Origin of the sequence: Chitinophaga sancti (assembly GCF_034087045.1) — a bacterium.
GTDB classification, from domain to species: domain Bacteria; phylum Bacteroidota; class Bacteroidia; order Chitinophagales; family Chitinophagaceae; genus Chitinophaga; species Chitinophaga sancti_B.
In genome coordinates, this window is sequence record NZ_CP139247.1 from 6939766 (window position 1) to 6962469 (window position 22704).

Consider the following 22704-nt stretch of genomic DNA (forward strand, 5'->3'; position numbering starts at 1 on the left):
GCCTTCCCTTAATTTATTTTATTAAATGAATATTTCCCCTTTATCTTTTTATTGAGAAAGATCCCTTTGGATTTCGCTGACTTTATTTGCATATATACGTCTTCTGGCACATCCATATAATCATATACCGCTCCCGATAAAAAGTGAACCCTCAGGCGATGCGCTTCAGGGTCATAGTTCATATATGATATTACTGAAGAAGGCATGACTTTTACCCTTAAAAGATTATGCCAATCATCAATACTTGCTAACCACATACTTCACCTCCACCTTTTTTTCAAAATCGTAGAGCGTTAGCTTACAGATGGTGAAATAAGGGAAGTCCCGAATAATATAAATTTACAATTTCATAACTTACAGCCCATATTCCAATCTGTACTTTTGCAGTATATGGATGGGGCCAAAACAGAAATATCTTTACTCCATGATCTTGCCAGCGGAAGTTTTGCTGCTTTTGAGATATTGTATCATCAGTACAAGCAGGCTGTATATGCGAATATATATAAGATGATAAAGCAGCCGGCAGCAGCAGAAGATATCTTACAGGAAGTATTCCTGGCTCTTTGGCAGAACCGGGAAAAGATTCATCAGGATAAATCTGCAGGTGGATGGCTTTTTGTGGTGAGTTATAATAAGGCAGCTACTTATCTTAAACAGCAATTAAAATCGGCTATAATACTGGATGAATATCCTGAAAACCTTCCGCAGGAGGAACAGGATGATGATGAGCTTTACAATATACAGCTTTCTATAGTAGAAGATGCCATCAACCATTTACCCGCCCGTAAGAAAGAAGTATTTCGTTTATGCCGCCTGGAAGGCAGGCCCTATGAAGAAGTAGCAGAAATAGTAGGTATCTCAGTGCCATCTGTAAAAGACTACCTGAAACAGTCCACACGTTTTATTAAAAGTTATGTACAGGACGAATATACTACCGCCAGAAGTCTTACTTCCTTATCCCTGCTGATTATTTTCCTCGAAAATTACTGAGTTAACAATCTGGTAACATTAGAATCATCCCCTTTTATCCTCTCCGGGAGTATTTACTATTGAATGGAAGATATCCAACATCTAATAGAAAGATTCTGGGCAGGTAAGCTTACCGCCGTAGAAAAAAAACAATTGTTCGAGTATATGAACAGTGATGAAACTGCGTGGAAAGAATATATGGAGCAGGCATATACCGACAATCATGAAGAACTGCTAAGTGAGCCGGCAGGAGAAAGAGTATTACAGGGAATACGTGAGCACCTGATAGTCCCTAAGAAGGTAGGCATTATAACTATGTGGAGCCGTTGGGCAGCCGCGGCGATGATTATTATAGCAGGATGGGGATTCTTTTATGTAAATAGGGATACTCATTTGCCCGTGAAGCAGACAGCATCTGTAGCGCAATTATTGAAGTACAGTAATACCGGCAGACATATGGAGGCACTCTCACTATCAGATGGTACTGAAGTGCAGTTACAACCAGGCAGTACAATTCGCTATTATCCATTATTTGATAGCCTGGAACGTAATATATTGTTAGAGGGAACTGCGTTGTTTAAAGTAGCAAAAGATAATAAACGTCCTTTCAGTGTTACCGCGAAAGGATTTACTACTACAGCTTTAGGAACAATTTTTTCTGTAAGTACTTCACAGCCGGATAAACTGTTAGTAAAGCTACTGGAAGGAAAGGTAGTTGTAAAGGCTGCAAGGGGCAGTGATCTTGTAATGAAAGAAATGTATTTAACACCAGGACAGGAATTCGTTGTTAACACGGTACTGAAACAATTTCATGTTGATAATACGATACTGCCCAAAGACGTACATGCAAGAGAGCATATCATTATCATGTCATTTAATAAATCGAAGTTGCAGGAGGTATTTGCTCAACTGGGCAGCTATTATCATGTACAGTTTGATTTAGATACTACAGCAATAGAAGGATTGTCATTCACAGGAAAATTTGAAAAGTCAGACTCCCTGCAGGTGGTATTAGCAGCCATATGCAATATGAATGATCTTACATTCAGTAAAGAGGGAAGGAAAATAATCATCAGCAAACCACAGTAAATCCGGATTTATAAGCATACTGTAACCGCTTCATGGGCGGAACAGAATACCTATTGTCAAAATTATAAAAGAAAAAAATGCAACATCACAGGTTTTTTCGACATTTTATAACACTTTGTCTATTATTAATGAGTCTTAGCGTACAGGCACAGCAAACTGCCAGGATCAAGGGAATGGTGGTGAATGAAAAAGGAGAGAGTATGCCTGGCGTTACTGTTCAGATGAATGAAACCGGCAGTAAGGATATCAAAGCTACTATGACCAATGAGAAAGGAATTTATACATTTGATCATTTAACAGTAGGTAGTAAATACGATTTTATTTTCACTGCTGTTGGGTATGCAAAATATATTTCCAATGCTTATCTGATCAATGACAGTGATAATAACTCCTTACTGGTAAGAATGAGTATTGCTACAAAAGCATTGGGAGATGTAGTGGTGATTGGTTACGGGCAACAATCAAGGGCTAGAGTAACCGGCGCTATCTCTCAGGTGAAGTCGAAAGAACTCAGTAGATATAACGGGAGTAGCTTTGCGCAGCAACTGGCAGGTAAGGCGGCTGGTGTAGTTATCAATGATGCATCCGCACAACCAGGTACAGATCCCCAGATAGTAATCCGTGGTATAGGTACATTAACGGCAGGAAGAAGTCCGTTAATAGTAGTAGATGGATTTCCATTATCAGAAGGATCTTCTTTTAATTCCATCAATCCACAGGATATTGAATCAGTAGATATCCTGAAAGATCCTGCTTCCGCTGCCATCTATGGTTCCAGGGCCGCTAACGGCGTGATCTTAGTAACAACAAAAAAAGGAAAAGCAGATCAGTTTAAAGTATCACTGGATGTATATGCCGGTACACAGCAAAGAGCAGATCGTGTTAAATATGCAGATGCTTATGAAGCGGCTACCTTTTTTACAGAGGCAAGAGACTGGGGATATGTGTCAAAAAACCCGGCTAACAGAAGCATTAACGACGACAGGGCTACACGTATTGCAAAAGGTGGTAGTTTGCGTGAACTACGCCTGAATTACCTGGATCCCTACCTGGCAAAACAACCAGGGCTTACTAATACTAACTGGCAGGATGAGGTATTCAGAGATGCGCAGATGAGCAGTTACAACCTGGCTATCTCCGGTGGATCTTCAAAGACAAATTATTATGTGGCGGGTAATTATTTAAATCAGCAGGGAATTGTAATCAGTAACGGATTAAAACGCTATAGTGGTACCATCAAACTGGATACTAAATTATCTGACCGTTTTGATATGGGGGTAAGCATCAATCCTTCCTGTAATTCACAAAATTACTTTGATAATAACACTAACTGGTCTAATGATCCGATAGCTGATATCTACATTATGTATCCGTTTTTCAGTCCGCGTAATGCAGACGGATCATTAGCTATTAGTAAACAGATTATCGCCAATACACCTGAAGATGGTGCATTGGGAGAAAATGCAGTAGCACTGGCTACAAAGATTAAGAATAAGAGAGATTTTTTCAGAACATTTGGTAATGGATATCTTTCATATAAATTACTGGATGGGCTTAAACTAAAAACAATGGTGGGTGCAGATGTTGTCAGTAATCTGTTCGACTTTTATAATCCCTCCGATATAGGACAATACAGAGGTGCTGCACCTAAACCAGCAAGTGCGATAGAGACAAGAAACATGAATGTGAATTACCTCTGGGAAAATACACTGAATTATTCAAAAGGCTGGGGATCTCATAACCTGGATGTACTGGCAGGTTATACTTTCCAGAAAGAAACAGGATCAACTACCATTGTAACAGGTTCAGGTATTGCAGATAATAATATTACTAACATAGGAGGTGCTAGTGCATTTACGGCAGTCGCAACCCGTTATACATGGATACAGATTTCCTACCTGGCCCGCGCACAGTATGCTTACCAAGATAAATACCTTTTATCTGCCACAATAAGAAGGGATGGCTCTTCCCGTTTTGGTGATGACAGAAAATGGGGAAATTTCCCCTCTGTAACAGCAGGCTGGATATTGAGTAAGGAACGATTTTTCCCGCAATCAAATGTACTGACCTTTACCAAACTGCGTGCTACATATGGGCAATCCGGTAATAATCAGATAGGATCATACAGCTCAAAAGCACTTGTAAACTCTTCTAATTACGTATACGGTAATACACTCGGAGCTGGGTTTGCAGCCACAACTACTCCCAATCCTAATCTATCCTGGGAAACAAAGACATCCACCAACCTGGGTATTGATCTGCGCTTATGGAATCATTTTAATATTACAGCAGACTATTATAGTGCTATTACAAAAGATCTGCTGCTGAATGTACCCGTTCCAGATGCTTCCGGCTTCAGTAACTCTATACAAAACCTTGGGAAGGTTAAAAACTCAGGTTTTGAAGTGGAGTTATCTGGCACAGAGATAGGCCTGGGACCGGTAAAATGGAGCTTTAGCGGAAACCTTGCTACTAACAGGAATGAAGTAATGGCATTGGCGCCAGGTCAGCAACAGATTATTTCAGGCGCTGAAAGTAATTTCCTTACAAGAGTAGGTGGACCAATAGCTGAATTATATGGATATAAAGTAACGGGCGTATATAAGACACAGGCAGATATCGATAACACCCCTCACATGACAGGCACACTTACAGGAGACTATAAAGTGGAAGATATTAATCATGATGGTAAGATTGATACAAATGACCGTATGGGGTTTGGTACCTACAATCCTAAATTCACCTATGGGTTCTCAAATAATTTCTCTTATAAGGGACTTGAATTGAGTGTTGCTTTTCAGGGAGTTCAGGGTAGAAAGATATATGACAGGCAGATATCTTTGTTTGATGAAGCAGGAGAAGGATTTTCTGTACCTAGTAAATATTATTATGATAACCGTTATCATCCTGTTGATAATCCTAACGGATTCTTAGCCCAGCCTAATCTTGGTAATTTATCCAGCAACAGGAAGTTGACACGCGCATCCAATATGTTCTTTAAGAAAGCAGATTATCTGCGACTGCGCAATATTCAGCTGGCATATAACCTGCCGGCAGCATGGACTTACAGGGTAAAAATGTCTGCTGTAAGAGTATATGTTACCGCCAACAATCTATTCACTATTACCGATTTCAGAGGCTACAATCCGGATGCAACGTCTACAGACAATGTATTAACTAATGGATTGTCAATGGCCAATTATCCTGTAGCAAAATCATTCATCGCAGGCTTTAACGTCACCTTTTAATTACTTATCATGAAGAAGATCAGCTTTATCATATTATTGTTCTTATGCAGTTCCTGTACGAAGGAATTATTTCAGAACCCTTCTACTGACAAAGAGTCAGGAAGTTTTCTAAGTACCGAAACAGAGGTAGAGGAGTATGTGAATGCAGTATATGCCAACTTACAGTTCAACGGGTTATATGGCCTGTATATGCCTGCGCTTACAGAGATCCCTTCTGATAATACTTTTGATGAAGTACCTGCCAATGATGATGGTATTTACGGACAATTGGACCAGTTTACCCTGATCCCTTCCAATGCTATTATTACGGCTGCCTGGCAGGACTCTTACAAGGCTATCCAGAAGGCTAATGTAGTACTGAACCGTATTGATAATATTCCATATGCAATACCTGCTACTAAAGAAGCCCGTAAAGGAGAAATGAAGTTCATTCGTGCATTGCTGTATTTTAACCTGGTAAGATTATATGGAAATGTACCTTTAGCACTGAAAGAAACAACAGATCCTAATGTATATTTCGGACAGGGTCGCACTCCGGCAGCAGATGTATATATTCAGATAAAAAAAGATCTTACAGAAGCAATTGATGAACTGCCGGTTTCTTCCACACAGCCAGGGAAAGTAATCAAAACGGCTGCACAGTCATTACTGGGGAAAGTATACCTGACACTGAAAGAATATACCAATGCGGAAACAGTGCTGATGGCAGTCGTTAACTCAGGTAAACACCACCTGATAACAAATCCGGCAGATGTTTTCAGTATCAGTAATGAAAACAATGCAGAGATTATATTTGCAGTGCAGTTTGCATCGGGGATAAATGGAAATACCGAAGGAAGTACGATGTTTCAGCAGTTTAGCCCTTCCGGTACTCAGTCAGGAGCAAAAGGACACAATCTGCCAACAAAAAGTTTATACAATCTATATACCGCTACTGATAAAAGAAAAGGAACATATATTGATGTTACTGCTTCAGGAGTACCTTATTGTAAAAAACTTTCTTTGCCAGTGACTGTTATTACAGATGGAGGCAGTGATGTGGTTGTATTACGCTATGCCGATGTATTGCTGATGCTGGCAGAAACAGAGAATGAACTGGAGAAAACCGCCGCCGCTATTTCTTATCTGGACTCCATCAGAACAAGGGCGGGCCTTACTGCCACCAATGCTCTCACGCAGGTCGATGTAAGGAGCGCCATAGACCTGGAAAGAAGACTTGAACTGGTAGGAGAAGGGCAACGCTGGTTCGATCTGGTACGCACAGGTACTGCCATAACAGTAATAAATAAATGGTTTAGTGATAATGGCATACTGACCACGATTGACGCACATAATCTTTTAATGCCGGTGCCACAGGGACAAATAAACACAGATCCTACAGTGAAACAAAATGAAGGTTATAATTAATCATATGAAACAACTACTTACTTTTTTATTATTGTTATCCGCACTGTCGGGTAAGTCACAAGTGAATGCTATTATCAGTGAATTTAAGAACCCAACAGGGAAAGAAGTACTGGTAGCCGCTCATAGAGGAGACTGGCGCGATGCTCCGGAGAATTCTGTTGCAGCTATTAAACTGGCCATCGCAATGGGTGTGGATATCGTGGAATTAGATGTACAGAAAACCGCAGATGGTCAGCTAATCATTATGCACGATGAGAAAATAGACAGAACCACTACCGGTAAAGGAAAGGTGGGAGATTTTACACTGGACTCCCTGAAGAAACTGTATTTAAGGAACGGATGCGGTGTTCCTACTCAACACAGGATTCCTACACTGGAAGAAGTGATGCTGGCTGCAAAAGGAAAAGTAATGGTGAACCTGGATAAATCTTACAGGTATATCAATGAATGTTATGCAGTACTTGAAAAAACAGGCACTGTTGAACAGGCTATTTTTAAAGGAGATGCACTGGCAACTAAAGTGAAAGATGATTACGCTGCTGTATTGAAAAAGATATATTACATGTCTATTGTATCACTGGATGAAGCAGAAGCATTCAACACCATCCAGGACGCAATAACACAGATAAAACCTACCGCTTTTGAACTGATATTTAAAAGAGACACTTCTGCTGTTTTATCCCATCTGAAAGAAATCAAACAATCAAGATTATGGGTAAATGCCTTATGGCCTAGCCTGAATGGCGGTCATTACGATGATATGGCTTTTGATGATGGCAATATAAAAGATAGCTGGCAATGGCTGCTGGATAAAGGCTTTAATATTATTCAAACAGACAGACCTGCTTTATTACTAGCCTATTTAAGAAAAAAGGGACTACATAAGTAATCTTCGAATTATCCAACTATTCGTTGAAAATCTCTTTATTCCTCCATCATGACAGATATACCTTTGTTTTGATAGAAAGCCTCAGACGAAAGGTCTGAGGCTTTCTATATTATTTAATTATAAATTCATTGTTATGTATTTCCAATTTTAATTTTGTGAGAACTTTATGGAGGTAAATTAAAGAGATAATCATAAAATTGTATAAAAAAAGTGCAGAAAATGCACGTAAATTCTATACCAGGCCTCATGGCTTGAGGGTTACACGACAATCAACACGTCCATAAATCTTCTCTCAGTAAGTTGGACACGGTATAGGCGACAAACAAACTTTTAAAAATTTAGCCGAACAAATTCTACGCTACAGTATCAATGTTGGGTCGGATCCTGGTCTTTACTTCAATTAAACATACAATAATTCTATATAAAACAAATTATCACCTAATTTTTACTGAAATTATTTTTTAGTCAATCGAGTAGGTGGATAGCCATTAGTTGGCTATCCGACCTCTCACACCACCGTACGTACGGGTCCGTATACGGCGGTTTGTCAGAACAATGATGTTTGTCTCCCTGTTATTCGTTGGTAAGTTTCGTAGAATCCTATGTGCCCCTTTGTTATAAAATAATTATTAGAAAGTGCACGCAATACACCAAAGGCCTGTGCCATACGTGCATACTTTCTATGACTATAAGCATGTAGCCTGTCCGTTTTTTGTCAATTCCCAGCTTACAAAGTTGTCTGAACCGGCTGCCCGGTCGTTTCCATTGTTTCCAAAGGCAAATTCGCAAGCGATTTTGAACGTAACTATCCAGCCTTAACAATTGGTGTTTTACTGATCCTGCGATGGATATGTAATTGATCCAGCCCCTGATCAGTAGTTTTAATTTCTGTATGCGTGCTTCTTCTGACAATCCGTTGTTTCGGGTAGTTATCACACGGCATTTCTCTTTTACCCGATTTATGCTTTTCTTCGATACCCGAATGTTCCATACTTTCCACCGGGGTGTATGGAAACCAAAGCCAAGCAGCGATGATAATGAATAACGTTGCACTTTTGTCTTATCACGATTGACTTTTAGTTTCAGTCGCTTTTCAATAAAACTGATCACGCTTTCCATTGCCCGCTTCCCCGCGTTCACTTTTCACGTATATGCTGATATCGTCAGCATACCGAATAAAAGATTGTCCGCGTTTTGCGAGTTCTTTCCTCCGGGTTTCTCTATTTCTACCTATCTTACCGCTGTGGGGCGGTAGGTCTCTTTTAAAATGGATTGCCGAAATTCTTGCCAGTGGAGGGTAATAAAGGTTCGCAGTTCATTCCATTTCATCCCGTCGATACCTCCGGCTCCTTTATTCCCTTCTACCTGTTCAAGCGCTTTCTCAACATTCCTTCTGCTTAGAATTTCCTCCAACATGATAATACATTGTAAACTTGCATTGCGGTTTCCATCTCCGTTGTTTTATTATGCTAAGTTCCTCCGACATGGAATTCTGCTGCCGGCATCCTTCTCAATCCCGGAGTTCTCTAACGTGTTTCGGCTTTCAACACATAATAGTAAATCATGAAATTTAAACCCCTGTTCTGACATTCAGTCCTTCAGTTGCTCGTGAGACCTCCGTTCTTTCCAACGGCTCGATTCCTGAAACCTAATATGACTTCTGCTCCATAGCGGGGATTCGCTGGCAGATCTCCTCGGGTAAGTTCATTCACTTTCCTTCCATGTACCTTCCGTATTTACCATGCTAGCTTCCGGGTAGTTTGGGACTTCTGCACAATATGCTGCATTATCCAGCCGCTTTGGCCTGAAACGGTTTCTGTTCGTAAGGTCGGAAGTTTGCCGCCGGCTTCCTTCAGATTCCACCTCGCGATGGACAGCCTTGCCTTAAGCTAACGATTCGTACTACCCCGCTCGTTCCGGACTTGCACCGTAGAGTTAATGAACATGCTGAGCGCACATAAAAAAAGCCACTACCTTGAAAGGTAGCGGCGGATCATTTTATCAACCAAAATCAAAATCAAATATTTAAAATTAATCTGCTATCAAAATGAATTATCCACTTACCTATCTAAACGCATAATAAAATGAAACTTTCACTTATCTGTATAATTCCTTTTCCGGCAGATCAATCATTTCCCCTCTCTTAATATTTCTGATCTACATTTCTCTCATCCACACTTATCCCCTCACTCATCCATCTCGGCATAGCCGTCTTCTTCAAATAATGATCAAAGAAACCCTGCATACGAATAGTAAAATCCTTCTGTGCCGGCAAATCTTCCAACGTATGATTACCACCTTTATAATTCAGTAACCACGCCGGACGCTGCAGCCTACGCATACTCAGGAACAGATCCAGTCCATGTGTAAACGGTACTGCTCCATCTTTATCGTTATGAAAGATCATCAATGGTGTATGAATCTTATCAGCATTAAAAATAGCAGAATTGCTAATATACCCTTCCTTATCTTCCCACAGGCTCTTCCCCATTCTATACTGCTCTGATTCAAACTTAAACAGACATGGCGCACCATTCTGCCGTATCGCCGTATAATTGTAAGTCATATTCACCACACCCGCACCAATATTCGCACATTTAAATACATCCGTTCTAGTCACGAGGTAAGCAGCTTCATAACCACCAAAGCTATGCCCCTGTAAACCTACTGCATCTTTATCAGCTATTTTTTTATCAATCAGAGATTTCACCCCACTCACCACACAATTATACACACTCTCACCCGGCTTACCAATGACGTAATGTACATCCGGACGGAATACCAGGTACCCATTGCTCACATAGGTACTAATATTGATCGTACTTGTGCTGTACTCAGGTACAATATATTCATGCAGATCCTGCGTATGTGTCTCATAGAAATCTACAATCATCGGATAAACTTTTGTAGAATCATAACCTTCCGGCAGGTACAACAAACCTTCATCATCCCTGCCATCAAAAGTTTTCCAACTTACTACCTTCGCAGTCCCCCATTTGTAATCTTTCTGTTGCGGATTAAAATCAGTCAGTTGCCTTGTTTTCTTAAAATCAATATCACCATACCATATATCCGGGTTGACCTGGTAACTTTCCTTTGTAAAGATGCAGGAACGGCCATCACCTGATATAGAACCAATCTTCAAATTAAAACCAGGATTATCTGCTACGCTTTCTACTCTCCCCACAGATTGCAATTTGTACACTCCCCGTGACTTTGTATTTTCATTGAAACTACGCAGCAATAAAGGCTTACTCAGATCCATCTGTTCCATATATTCCATTCCGTTCAGACGCAGCATCACTTTATGCTGACGGCCATACTGACCTGTCAGTGAATAAGGTTTGCGCTGACCTGTCAGGTCTACCGCCCACATATCATACCTGTCGTAAAACACCACCGTATTTCCACCATCCAGGTAGCCTGCCAGCCCATAAGCAGGATTACGACCCGGTTGGTCCCACTCCTCATCATTCACAGGAAAACCAATCTGATCAGAGATGTTTATAAAATTACCCGTACTCAGATCAATCTTTTCCCATATCTTTTTCTGTGTATCATAGTAAATAGCAAATTTACCATTCGGGCTCCAAACTGGCGTTTCATAACTATCTTTTGCAATCAGTCTTTTTTCTCCTGTATGTACATTTACCAGGTAAATGTCCACATTGCTATTATAGCGGTAATCGATATCCACCTTATAAGGAGCTGGGTCCAATGCAAGCACATACTCAAATGTTTCGCTGGAGGGTGTTACCAGCTGACCAGACATTTCAGGTGCTACTTCTACCACTGTCTTTGTATCTATGTTATAAACAAACTTCGCCTGGTTCATCATGTTTTTGTCGTACACACCCTTGCGTTGCAAACGCTGTGTTACCGGCTCATTCCATGTCCACAGTTCCAGTTGAAAACCGGTATTCTGTGGTTGCGGACGCATAACTGGTTCCGCTGTACGCATTACATCAAGTACAAACTGTTTGGTTCCCGCGGTAACAGGCGGCGCCTGTTCGTTTACTTTATAACCGGCAGGGGCTTTTATGTCCCTGTAATCAAACACGAAGGAAGTCTTTCCACTTTTTATAGAAAAATAATATACCTTTTTGTCAGATAAGACCGTCCCCTCTTTCCTGCGCATGTTAAAGTTTAAATCATCAATCGGCCCTGTAAACAACACTGCCTGCTTTCCCTTTAACGGACCTGCCAGCAACTGGTTTCCCTTGATGTAAACAACCCCGCCGTCATAGAAACTACACCTGCCTGCACCATTCAGTACAGTGCTGTCGCCGGTATTTATATCTACGACTACCTGTTTGCCGGAGGCGCTGTAACTCAAGGTCGTACTATTGTCATTACCAATAAAATAGCTACTCCTGGTCCAGTATTCTTCATGTCCGTCTTTCAAGCGTCTCAGCACGGTGGAATCATTCCTGGTGAACTTTATCCACTTCCCCCTGCCTATAAATTCAGGACTGTTCATATTACTAAAGGTGGTCGCTTTGCCAGTGGAAGTATTTACCAGGTATTGCAAGCCCTGCTCATTTTCGCTATAGCGGTACAACATCCACTGACCATCGTAGGATAGAGATGGCGTACCGATCCTTTTCCACTCCTTATATGCAGTCGTATCAATTATTTTTTTCTGAGCCACTGCAACCTGCATTCCCAGCAGTGCCACCAGCATTAATTTCCCTTTCATCAATTCTCATTTTTTAACAGGTCAATTACATAGCTCAGTTCATCCACCAGTTTGCTCGCACTACCACCATATCCTTCTGATGTCCAGCGGATCACACCATTCTTCAGCACCACCTTGCGAGGAATACCAGATGACCTGAACACCGGTACCATAGATCTGAATACCTGGTTCTGTGCACCTTTGCTTGTAATTTCATCCAACAATACATTGAAGCGGTAACCTGATTTGCTAATATAGCTCTTGATTTCCTCTTTATAGTTTTTATTGGCTGCCTGCGTAGCAATAAAATATAATGCGACATGCTTATCTTTCGCATATTTGTCTACCACCATCTGCATACCGGGGAATGCTGATTTACAAGGCGTACACCACAAGGCCCAGAAATCTATCACTACTATTTTATCTTTAAAATCTGTAGCACTGCTAACCGTCCTGCCATTTAAATCTTCTAATTTAAATGGAGTATATTTTTCACTGATCAGGTGGGACCTAATTTCAGCTCTTAACTTCTCTACATCTGCAGCAGGCTTCAGACTTTCCATATAAACATCAAAACCATCTTCCTTCCCATTCTTTGCTACATACTCCTTCTTCAGTTTCTCAATCATACCCTGCGTAGCTGCATTATTACTTACACCTGTCTCCAGTACTGCCGCTGCCTGTGCTGCATTGCCTGTATGCTCCAGGATGTCGATATGTGCATCATTCAGTTTTGCATTGGTGTATATAAAGGTTGGAGAGATCATACGCAGGTAAGGCATCGCCTCTGCATAGCGGCCCATTTTGTCCAGCATGCGTACCTGTACCGCCAGTTTTTTATCCAGCTGACTCATCGCAAATTCATCTGCCTGATTGGGAGTAAAGCGCAGGTTTTCATTGTAAGAGCCATCATGTACCTTGCTGATCAGCTCTTTCATCATGGCATTTCCTAAAGGATATATACTATCCAGCGGCATACTGTTCGTCATAAAATGACGTTCTACATTCCAGCGATAAATTTCTACCAGGGAAGCGAAGTCCATTTGTGGCAGCAATGCAATCAGTTTATCTGATTGTCCTGTTGCCACATAGCCAACTGCCAGTTCCCTGTAGATGCTGTAATACATGTACTGCTGTTCAGCACCGGAATCTTTGCGCATTTCTGCAACCGGGAAGTCTTTCAAAAATTTTTCCATCTTACCCAGCTTAGCATCGTTCTGCTCACTATTGTAAGCTGCAATATATGCCTGATGACGTGCCTGACGACCATGTGGGTATTTAGCTAATAATATTGCTTTTACTGAATCCCCTTTGTGGGTATCTTTCAGTTCAAACTGATAAGTGCTAAAGATCTGGTAATAGTTAGATTCATCGATATCTGGTAAACCTGCCAGGCGAACGAGGTTCCTCTCCACCTTTTCATTGTATTCATCACCCAGGCTCATTTTCAGCATAGCCAGGTACTCACCGAAATAACGTGGCATGTACTGAGGGTAATATTTAATTTCCTTACGTATCCACATTTCCAGCGCTTCATCACTGATATTGAATTTTTCGAAGTATCCCTGCGGCGCATGACCGAAGGAAGGTTTACGGAATAAACCCCATGCCAGTGCACCACCAGGCAGTGCTACACCCTGTTTATTAATAGTGGTTTCTACAAAACCATAATCACTATTGTTATCATAAGCGGCGATCTGACCATCCTGTTCTACATAGAATTTGAATGCTACCAATGCACAGTTATCCGGCACTAAATATTTTGCATCATAGCTGCCATTGTGCAACTGCAGGTTCACATCATCCAATCCCCATCTGTAGTTGCGAAAGGTATATACCATTCCACGGATATGCTCCTTTCCTGCCAGCGGACCGCCAGCGGGATTGTAATGAATGGTCAACGTATCGCCTGCTACGGGCACACCACTTTTTTGTAACCTGCTGCTATCTGTCTGGCTAAAGCCAACACCTGGCACTGCCAGCATCATAGCCAGCGCACTGATCCATGTATACTTCATTGTTGGGTTGTTTGCAAGGCGTACGGGAGAGAGCTGTGACACTCTCCCCCAACACCTCATTATGGTTGGTTTTTGTTATTCTGGATTTTGTTCGATCTCCGGATTTAACAGGATATACTTGTTGCCAATCGGGAAAACATAGCGATTGCTGTTTGGCAATAATGTAGTGGTGACACCTTTAAAAGTACGGGATACTGTTACCTGGTAGGCCGCATCTTTGTTCAGGCGTTTCTGGTCAAACCATCTGAGACCTGTACCGAAGAATTCTCTTCTTCTTTCGGCAATCACGAGTTGCATCGCGTCTGCACCGGTGGTCGCATCTACAGCGACGTAGTCGGTAGTAGCAAAACGTTTTTCACGGATGGAGTTGATCATACTCACAGCAGTGCTGGCATCATTTGAGCGGGCTGCTGCTTCGGCTATGATCAGCATCATTTCAGGCACGTTTGGCCCCTGGTAGAGCGGATAGTACTCACTTGTATACATATAACGGGAGTAGCCATAACCATTAAATGTAGGATAGAAATTACTACCTGGTCTTACGAACAGTTTATAACGCAGATCCTTCGTACCCAGCAATGTGAGCAACGCTGTATCCAGCTGCATACCCTCGTAATACCCATTGCTGACCTTAGAGAAGATCACTTCTGGATCTTTCAGACGCTGTGGAAAGCTGGTAGTGCTGGTCTGGTAATTACGCAGGTCAAGCAAACCATTCTGCAATGCCAGTGCCTGTTCTGCATAACTACGCGCTTTGTCAAACTGTCTTATGCACAGGTATACCCTTGCCAGTACTGCATATACACCTGCTTTGGATGGACGGGTATTGTAGTCCGGCAAAGATGGCAATGCATCTAAAGATGACAACAGGTCATTCAGGATCTGGTTGTATACAGTCTGTACAGAAGCCCTCTTCAAACTGGCGTACAAATCAGTAGATACAACCATGGGGATACCCAGGTCAGTAGAAGCTGTTGTACTGTCATACTGTTTACCATATAGATTTACAAGTACCCAAAAGGTATATGCACGATGTACCAATGCTTCAGCATAGATCTGCTTTTTATCGGCATCTGTACCTTTTTCACTGTTCAGCACACCTTCCAGCGTCAGGTTACAGTTGTAAATGGTTTTATACATTTTATCCCAGTCAGCATCAGATTGTGCATCTGCCCAGTATTGAGATTTCCATTGATAAGCATTGTAATAAATATCAGTCATCTGGATCTGTTTGTTCGTATCCAGGAACCGGGTATCATCGTTGGAATAGGTAGCCAGACCAAAACAGTTCTCCATTTCGCTGGAGTTATCCATCAGCGCTCTGTAATCACTGGTATAGGTCAGCACCCGCTGTCCTATCTGATCGATCTCCACGTATTTGCGGCAACCTGTTGCTAACAGTGCAACCGCTATATAGAAAATTACTTTTTTCATTAGAATGATGCATTAATGTTAAACAAATAGCTGGTCACCGGAGGCGCACTGTAAAAACTGCTGCTGACATTCAGGTACTGCGGATCATATTTCTCCTTGTTCGCTGCCCAGATCATACCCAGGTTACGCACATTGCCACTGATGGAAAGACTCTTGATCACCTTCTTAGGCAGCATGCTTTGTGGGAAATGATAACCCAGTGAAATCTGCTGCAGACGGATATTGTCGCCACTTCTTAACAGCTTATCTGAGAATTGATAACGCTGGAAGCTATTGTAGTTAATGTTATCGAGACCCGGTACGATAGTAGTCGCCTCGTCGCCTGCTTCACGCCATCTCTTTGCAAAATCTTCCTGGCGACCCAATACACCATAGAAAGAAGAGTACTGAGGATAACCATTCACTGATGGTTTCATAAACTTACCACCCATGTAATAAGTAATCTGTACCTGCAGGTCAAAATTCTTATACCTGAAGTTGTTCAGGAATCCACCGAAGTAAGGAGCAGCTTTCACACCTACATATTTCAGATCATCTTTACCAAAAGTGGTCGGAATCGCTTCTGTACTTTTGATGATCTTATTATTCTTATCGTAGATCTGCGTCTGACCAGTTTCATCCAGGCCTGCAGAACGGTATACAAACTGAGCTCCGATTGGATAACCATCCAACGTCTGTGCACCGCCTACTAGAGAACTCACGGTGACGTTGCTGTAACGGCTGTCTGTTACCCTATTATTGCTGTAAGCAAAGTTGATTGTAGAGCTGATGGTCATATCTTTTGTATCCATCCAGGTGGCAGTCAGCCCCAGATCAATACCATGGCTCTGGAGTTTTCCTGAGTTGAAGTACACGTAAGACCATCCATAAGTAGAGTTGTACGGCTGGTACACCACAATACCACTGCTCCATTTATGATATACATCGATGCTGGCTGTGAGGCGGTTGTTGAACACGCCGATATCCAGGCCACCATTCAGGGTGCGGGTAGTTTCCCATTGCAGCTGCTGATTAGCCGGATTGCTGATAGTACCTGTTGGCAACTGTGTATTATCATCAGTTGAACCAAGGGAAATAATGGCTTTATTATAACCAGCCAACGGAACGGAACCACCTGTACCGTAAGTCAGCCGTGCACTCAGGTTACTCAGCCAGCTATATGACTGCATAAAGTTTTCCTGCTGAATGTTCCATTTACCACCTACAGACCAGAAAGGTTTTGCACGTTTGCTACGAGCAATACCCAACAGGGTATAATCATCAAAGCGAACACTACCAGACAGGTCATACTTCGCTTTGTAATTGTAAGCCACATTACCAAAGTAAGACAGGTAACGGTTCCTTTGCTCTGTGATCGCACTCAGGTTATTACCAATCTGCTGGGTGTACCCATACATCGTATTGTAGTAGGTAGTGGGATTGATGGAACCAAAGGTATTGGCATCCTGATCATATCCATAACGGGTACTCGCATCACCTTTTGTATACGTCTGGCGGATTTCAGAACCTGCCAGCGCTGTAATATGGTGATAACTGTGAATGGTTTTATTGAAATTCAGTTGTCCGCGCAGTGCATATTCACTGTTCATAGACTGCTGGATATAATAAGTACCGCCGTAAGGAATACTATACACTGGTCTGCCCGTAGTAGAGGATATAGTAGTGAAAGTATTCATATTCATACGGCCCACATAGCTATCTATTTCATTGATCGTGCTCAGGTAATAGTTATAACGCTGATACTGACCACTTACATCTGCAGTCAGCCATGGCATGATCTTAACATTGATACCAGAATTGAAACGGGCAGTATTGGACGTACTCTTGTTATTGCTGTAGTTTAACTCCTGAATAGCGTTATATGTAAAGGGAAGATAACCAAGGTTCGTCAGACTGTCTGCAAATTCCGGACGGAATTTAATAGAACGTTGTATCAGGCTACCATCGCTGTTTACCAGCATATCGTAAGGACGAAGAGAGGTGGTAGTAGCACCCAATGCATCAACTGCGGCCTGGTTCGATTTTGTATTAGCAATCTGGTAGCTAAAACCTGTGCTGATCGTCACCCTGTTGTTCCACAGTTTATTGGAGAGGTTGGCTGTCAGGTTAGTATTGTCAGCATTGTTACTTCTATAAATTGGATTATCCCTGTTATGGTTAGCGGAGATGTAATAAGAATTGACATCATTACCACCGGAAATAGACAGGTTGTACTGTTGGGAAATTGCTTTGCGCAGCAGGTATTGCCTGATCTGTCCTTCATTATTGCGTTTAGAAATTTCATCGATGGCAGCATCCGCTTCTGCCTGTGTCGCTTCGCCACGCTGTACTTTGAAGAGCCATTCCTGCACTTCACTCGGATTGCTAGCATACAAAGGATTGTAGTAACTACTCTGTTTGGCATCGGTAATGAATCCCTTGTTCACCAGGTCTTTTTCCAGGTCTACATACTGAGCAGTGCTCATCCAGTGCATTTTGGAGAATTTAGGCGCAGACGCCACACCAAAGGTAGACGAAAAGTTCAACGTAGGTAACCCTTTCTTACCGTGTTTAGTAGTGATCACGATCACACCATTCGCACCTTTTGCCCCCCATACAGAAGTGGCTACCGCATCCTTGAGGAAAGTGATCTGGTCAATATCTTCAGGGTTGATCTTAGACAGCACAGTATTGTTGGCCATCTGGGAATTACCAATGGAGGTTAGTCTTTGGTTATCACCGACAGCGATCATGGGGAACCCGTCAATTACGACCAATGGCTCTGAAGTAGTTGAATAAGTATTTGTACTTCTGATCTGTACAATACCGGTGTTCACATCTATTTTCACACCAGGTACCTTACCTTCCAGTCTTTGCATGATATCAATAGTAGGTGTAGCTGCAATTTCTTTTGCAGTGATCACACCATAAGACCCCGTCGCTCTTTCTTTGGAAATCGTCTGGTAGCCGGTGCTCACACTCACTGTAACTTCATCTACATTCACCACCTGTCTTTTCAAAGCAATATCCAGTGTTGTGCTGTTGGTGATTTTTATCTCCTGTGGCTCAAACCCTACGAAAGTAATTACCAGCACATCACCCACTTTCGCATTCAGGTCAAAATACCCTTTTGAATTGGTGATTACGGACACGGGGCCGTTCTTCACCTTCACAGTCGCACCTTCCAGCGGGTATCCACCGGCCTCGTGCACGATACCTTCTACAGGTACAGTACTGATCACTTCAGGTACACCCGGCAGTTTTATCTTCTTACTCACGAAGATCGTCTGCTCGCGGATCAGGTATTGCAGGGATTGATTTTTGAAGATAAGTTCCAGGAACTGGTTCAGCGGCATGTTAGTCGCTGCTACAGAAACCGGGGCAGCTTCAGACAATAATTCACGGTCACAGAATACGAGATATCCTGTTTGCGTACGAATAGTAGAAAATGTTTTTTCCAGCGAAATATTATTGCCGGACATTGTCACTGATTGAGATCGGCCATTTGCATATACCCCCATGAATGCAATGGTCATTAATACGATGGTTAGCTTCATAACTAACATGATTTTGGCTGACAACCGGCTTCCATAGAGCCGGTAAAAAGGCATGACACGGTCGGCCCGGTCACAAAAAGCAATTTTTTGCATACCTTGCATTTGGTTTGGTTGATTGAAAAATTCAGTTGTCCCTAAATAATTGTCTATTCAGTGCATCCGGACCTTAGCCGCTCAGAATCCTACCTCTGGGCGGTTTTTCGTTTAGACGAACTTATATTGAAAAACAATTCACATGGTTGTGGTGCTTACGGTAATACGATCAACCGTTTACCTTCAATTCTAAAATGTACCCCTGACAGTTTTAAGCCTTCCAGTACCTGCGCCAGGCTTAGGTTACGACCTATTTCGCCATAGAATCGGCTGGTTGGAACTCCCTGTTCATAAACCACCTCGATATCATACCATCTGGCCAGTTGATGCATAACCGCCTCTACTCCCAAATCATCAAAGTTGAAGACCCCATCTTTCCAGGCTGTTACCTGTACTGTGTTTATGTGACTATTCACGGTGATGCCGTCGTTCACCTGCGCCTGCTGGCCCGGTTGCAATACAACCGTTGCGGCACCATTGTTCACCCTGATACTGCCCTGTATCAGGGTCGCTTTGATTTGCTGCTCGTCGGTATAGGCATTGATATTGAACTGTGTACCCAGTACCTGTATTATCATTTGATTGGCTACTTCTACTACAAAAGGATGTACTGCATCTTTCGCTACATCGAAGAAGGCTTCCCCCGTAATAGTAACGGTTCTCTCACTACCTGTAAAGGCGGTGGGATATTTGAGGGAACTACCTGCATTGAGCCATACAGTGGTACCATCCGGCAATACCAGTTTGAACTGTCTGGCATTCGGCGTATGGATCATGTTGTAGCTCACGGAGGCTGCTTTGTCTGCATTGTAGCTCAGACTACCATTCTTTAATGTCACCGTGGTTCCATTCTGGTTGGCAATCACCCCATTGCCGGTACTATCCAGGGCTATGACCTGACCGTTGGCAAGGGTGAGCACGGCACCGCTTTTACCGGGTTGTACATCATTCACCGTTGCGACTTCCATTGGTGGTATAGGTCTGCGTTGTGGTTTGAAAACATACCAGGCGGAGGCGCCCAGTATAATGATGGCCGCTGCAGCAGCAGCGCGGCGCAGGAGTGGCATTCTCCTGACTACCCCTTCTTTATTTTGTAAGCGCTCCTCCAGTGAAGACAGAAACGCAGGCGACGCTGGCACATAATCCACTTCTCCTGCCTGTTGCAGGATACGATGGAACGCATCGGCCTCCACTTCAGCATACCAGCTAAAAAAAGCCAGCTCCTCCGCTTCGGTCAGTGTACCGCTCCTGTATTTATGAATTAAATGGATGATCTGTTCGTCGCTCATATACTAGAGACGAACTCGTGAAAGATTCGTATACGCTGTTTTGAAAAAAAAATGCTAATGCCCCCTGGACCAGACGATGAGGAGGAAGGTAAATACGCCACCATGCTCATTCAGAAGCTTTTTGAGGGTATGAAAGGCTGCGTAAAAATGTTTTTTGACGGTGACTACAGCGATCCCGCATTTGTCGGCAATTTCTTCAAAACTGAGTCCTTCCTGTGTGCGTAGCAGGAAAATCTCCTTTTTCTGAGGATCGAGGGTATCGATGGCTCGGGTGGCAATTTCATGGTATTCTTTATATACCAGCTGATGGTCGCCACCGGTAGTAGCATCGTCCTGATGCCGGAAGATGGTGTCGATGGCTTTCAGGTGCACCTTTTTGCGCCGGAGGTGGTCAAACAGGAGGTTTTTGGCTACCCGGAAGGCGTAGTCTTCAAATGACCGGACCAGTAATAACTTCTCTTTTGTTTTCCAGATACGGAGGAAAGTCTCCTGCAGGATCTCTTCGGTTTCGACCTTATCCTGGGTAATAAAGGTAATGGCAACCTGCAGACGGGGGTAATGATGGGTATATAAATAACCATATGCCAGCTGATTGCCGTCCGCCGATTCTCTTATCCATGTTGTGAATTGATCCGTCAAATGAAAAATGCAGAATTATGGTGCAAGATACATCGAAAAGGGGTAAGAAATAAGAGTAAACCATATATAAATCGCAGGTAACCCGTAGATAACCCGCCTTTATATAGATGCGGGTTATCTACGGGTTATGGGCGGCTTATAGGCGGGTTATAGGCGGGTTATCTCCCTGAGTGTATGAAGGTTATTACCTCTTTTACCTAACTTGCGGGTATGAATCAACAACCTGAGCTTAGAACCGTTAGCGTAACAAGATATGTCACGCCGCTTCGGGAAGGCGGCTCCCTACCCGCCATCGCTGAAGCGGATGACGGTTTCCTGTATGTACTGAAATTCCGGGGTGCCGGCCAGGGTATCAAAGCCCTGATAGCCGAACTGATAGGAGGAGAAATAGCCCGCACATTAGGGTTGAAAATGCCGGAAATCGTGTTTGCCAACCTGGATAGTGCCTTTGGCCGTACGGAACCCGATGAGGAAATACAGGACCTCCTGAAGGCAAGTGTTGGACTGAACCTGGGTGTCCATTACCTGTCAGGTGCTGTTACCTACGATCCGGTGGTGACTAAAATAGATCCTGAACTGGCATCGCGTATTGTATGGATGGACTGCCTGCTCACCAATGTAGACCGTACCCCCCGCAATACCAATATGCTTATGTGGCACCGAGAGCTTTGGCTGATAGATCATGGCGCGTCCCTGTACTTTCACCACTCCTGGAATAATTGGGAGGAATCTGCCAAAAAGCCGTTTGTACAGGTCAAAGACCATGTACTGCTGCCACAGGCCAGTATGATCGCGGAAGCAGATACGCAACTGAAAGCAATACTGACACCTGGAAAGATCAGGGAAATCGTGCACCTGATCCCTGACGTATGGTTGCAGGTATGGCCTACCGGCGAATCGCCGGATGATGTAAGACAGGTATATTATAATTTCTTAACTACACGCCTCGCCGTGTCTGAAATATTTGTAAAAGAAGCACAACATGCAAGAGAAGCACTTATATGAGTATGCTGTCATTCGCGTAGTTCCCAGTGTGGTACGCGAAGAGTTTCTCAATATAGGTGTGATCCTGTATTGTAAACAACAGCGGTATCTGCAAACCATTTATACCCTGAACGAGGAAAAGATCAGGAGCCTGGCGCCGGATATCGATATGGAGGAACTTAACGCATACCTGGTTGCCTTTGAACAGATTGCCGCAGGGAATCGTGACGCGGGACCGATTGCCAAATTGGACCAACCTTCCCGTTTTCGCTGGCTAACTGCGACAAGAAGTACTATTATTCAATCATCTAAAGTACATCCGGGACTGTGTGGGGACCTGTCCGGAACATTGCAGCGCTTACATGCACAATTAGTTTTATAATAAAATATTTTTTATTACGTTATGTAGTAGCCGTATTCCATATCTGATA

Annotated in this window: 16 protein-coding genes; 7 read left to right on the forward strand and 9 right to left on the reverse strand. The window is 42.8% G+C overall.

Annotated features, from left to right (window positions below; translation table 11 throughout):
• Positions 1-8: 8 nt before the first annotated feature.
• Positions 9-257 carry a KTSC domain-containing protein gene (locus SIO70_RS27900; protein ID WP_320576401.1) on the reverse strand — a complete coding sequence of 83 codons (249 nt, stop codon included), beginning with the start codon at positions 255-257 and terminating at the stop codon, positions 9-11.
• A 133-nt stretch (positions 258-390) separates the two neighbouring features.
• Between SIO70_RS27900 and SIO70_RS27905 the strand changes: the two genes are divergently transcribed.
• The 5 genes from SIO70_RS27905 to SIO70_RS27925 all read left to right on the forward strand — a co-directional run bounded on the left by SIO70_RS27905 (position 391) and on the right by SIO70_RS27925 (position 7602).
• Positions 391-990, forward strand: a complete 600-nt coding sequence (locus SIO70_RS27905; RefSeq protein WP_320576403.1) for an RNA polymerase sigma factor — start codon at positions 391-393, stop codon at positions 988-990.
• A gap of 63 nt (positions 991-1053) precedes the next feature.
• Complete coding sequence (locus SIO70_RS27910) at positions 1054-2058, forward strand: FecR family protein (protein ID WP_320576405.1); 1005 nt, start codon at positions 1054-1056, stop codon at positions 2056-2058.
• 128 nt (positions 2059-2186) lie between these two features.
• Complete coding sequence (locus SIO70_RS27915) at positions 2187-5306, forward strand: TonB-dependent receptor (protein ID WP_320576407.1); 3120 nt, start codon at positions 2187-2189, stop codon at positions 5304-5306.
• Between the two features lie 9 nt (positions 5307-5315).
• Positions 5316-6713, forward strand: a complete 1398-nt coding sequence (locus SIO70_RS27920; protein WP_320576409.1) for a RagB/SusD family nutrient uptake outer membrane protein — start codon at positions 5316-5318, stop codon at positions 6711-6713.
• A 4-nt stretch (positions 6714-6717) separates the two neighbouring features.
• Positions 6718-7602 (forward strand): glycerophosphodiester phosphodiesterase family protein, encoded by an 885-nt coding sequence (locus tag SIO70_RS27925; RefSeq protein WP_320576410.1) that lies wholly within the window; start codon positions 6718-6720, stop codon positions 7600-7602.
• A gap of 615 nt (positions 7603-8217) precedes the next feature.
• Here SIO70_RS27925 and SIO70_RS33555 read toward each other — a convergent pair.
• The 8 genes from SIO70_RS33555 to SIO70_RS27960 form a co-directional block, all read right to left on the reverse strand.
• Positions 8218-8721 carry a group II intron maturase-specific domain-containing protein gene (locus tag SIO70_RS33555; protein WP_414017944.1) on the reverse strand — a complete coding sequence of 168 codons (504 nt, stop codon included), beginning with the start codon at positions 8719-8721 and terminating at the stop codon, positions 8218-8220.
• A gap of 111 nt (positions 8722-8832) precedes the next feature.
• The gene (locus SIO70_RS27930) at positions 8833-9018 is read right to left on the reverse strand and encodes a hypothetical protein (RefSeq protein ID WP_320576412.1); all 186 of its coding nucleotides are present in this window, start codon (positions 9016-9018) and stop codon (positions 8833-8835) included.
• 727 nt (positions 9019-9745) lie between these two features.
• Positions 9746-12301, reverse strand: coding sequence for a S9 family peptidase (locus SIO70_RS27935; RefSeq protein WP_320576414.1), 2556 nt, complete (start codon positions 12299-12301; stop codon positions 9746-9748).
• Complete coding sequence (locus SIO70_RS27940) at positions 12301-14298, reverse strand: TlpA disulfide reductase family protein (protein ID WP_320576417.1); 1998 nt, start codon at positions 14296-14298, stop codon at positions 12301-12303. The genes SIO70_RS27935 and SIO70_RS27940 overlap by 1 nt, the downstream gene beginning before the upstream one ends.
• Before the next feature lie 75 nt (positions 14299-14373).
• Positions 14374-15732 (reverse strand): RagB/SusD family nutrient uptake outer membrane protein, encoded by a 1359-nt coding sequence (locus SIO70_RS27945; protein WP_320576418.1) that lies wholly within the window; start codon positions 15730-15732, stop codon positions 14374-14376.
• Positions 15732-19268, reverse strand: coding sequence for a SusC/RagA family TonB-linked outer membrane protein (locus SIO70_RS27950; RefSeq protein WP_320576420.1), 3537 nt, complete (start codon positions 19266-19268; stop codon positions 15732-15734). The genes SIO70_RS27945 and SIO70_RS27950 overlap by 1 nt, the downstream gene beginning before the upstream one ends.
• 248 nt (positions 19269-19516) lie before the next feature.
• The gene (locus SIO70_RS27955; RefSeq protein WP_320576421.1) at positions 19517-20650 is read right to left on the reverse strand and encodes a FecR family protein; all 1134 of its coding nucleotides are present in this window, start codon (positions 20648-20650) and stop codon (positions 19517-19519) included.
• Positions 20651-20704: 54 nt separating this feature from the next.
• On the reverse strand, positions 20705-21289 hold the full coding sequence (locus tag SIO70_RS27960) for an RNA polymerase sigma factor (protein WP_320576423.1): 585 nt from the start codon (positions 21287-21289) through the stop codon (positions 20705-20707).
• A gap of 210 nt (positions 21290-21499) precedes the next feature.
• Between SIO70_RS27960 and SIO70_RS27965 the strand changes: the two genes are divergently transcribed.
• A complete protein-coding gene (locus SIO70_RS27965) occupies positions 21500-22294 on the forward strand; it encodes a HipA family kinase (RefSeq protein WP_320576425.1) in 795 nt (264 codons plus the stop codon).
• Entirely contained in the window at positions 22272-22655 is a 384-nt protein-coding gene (locus tag SIO70_RS27970; RefSeq protein ID WP_320576427.1) for a DUF3037 domain-containing protein, read from the forward strand. The genes SIO70_RS27965 and SIO70_RS27970 overlap by 23 nt, the downstream gene beginning before the upstream one ends.
• The last annotated feature ends 49 nt before the right edge of the window (positions 22656-22704 follow it).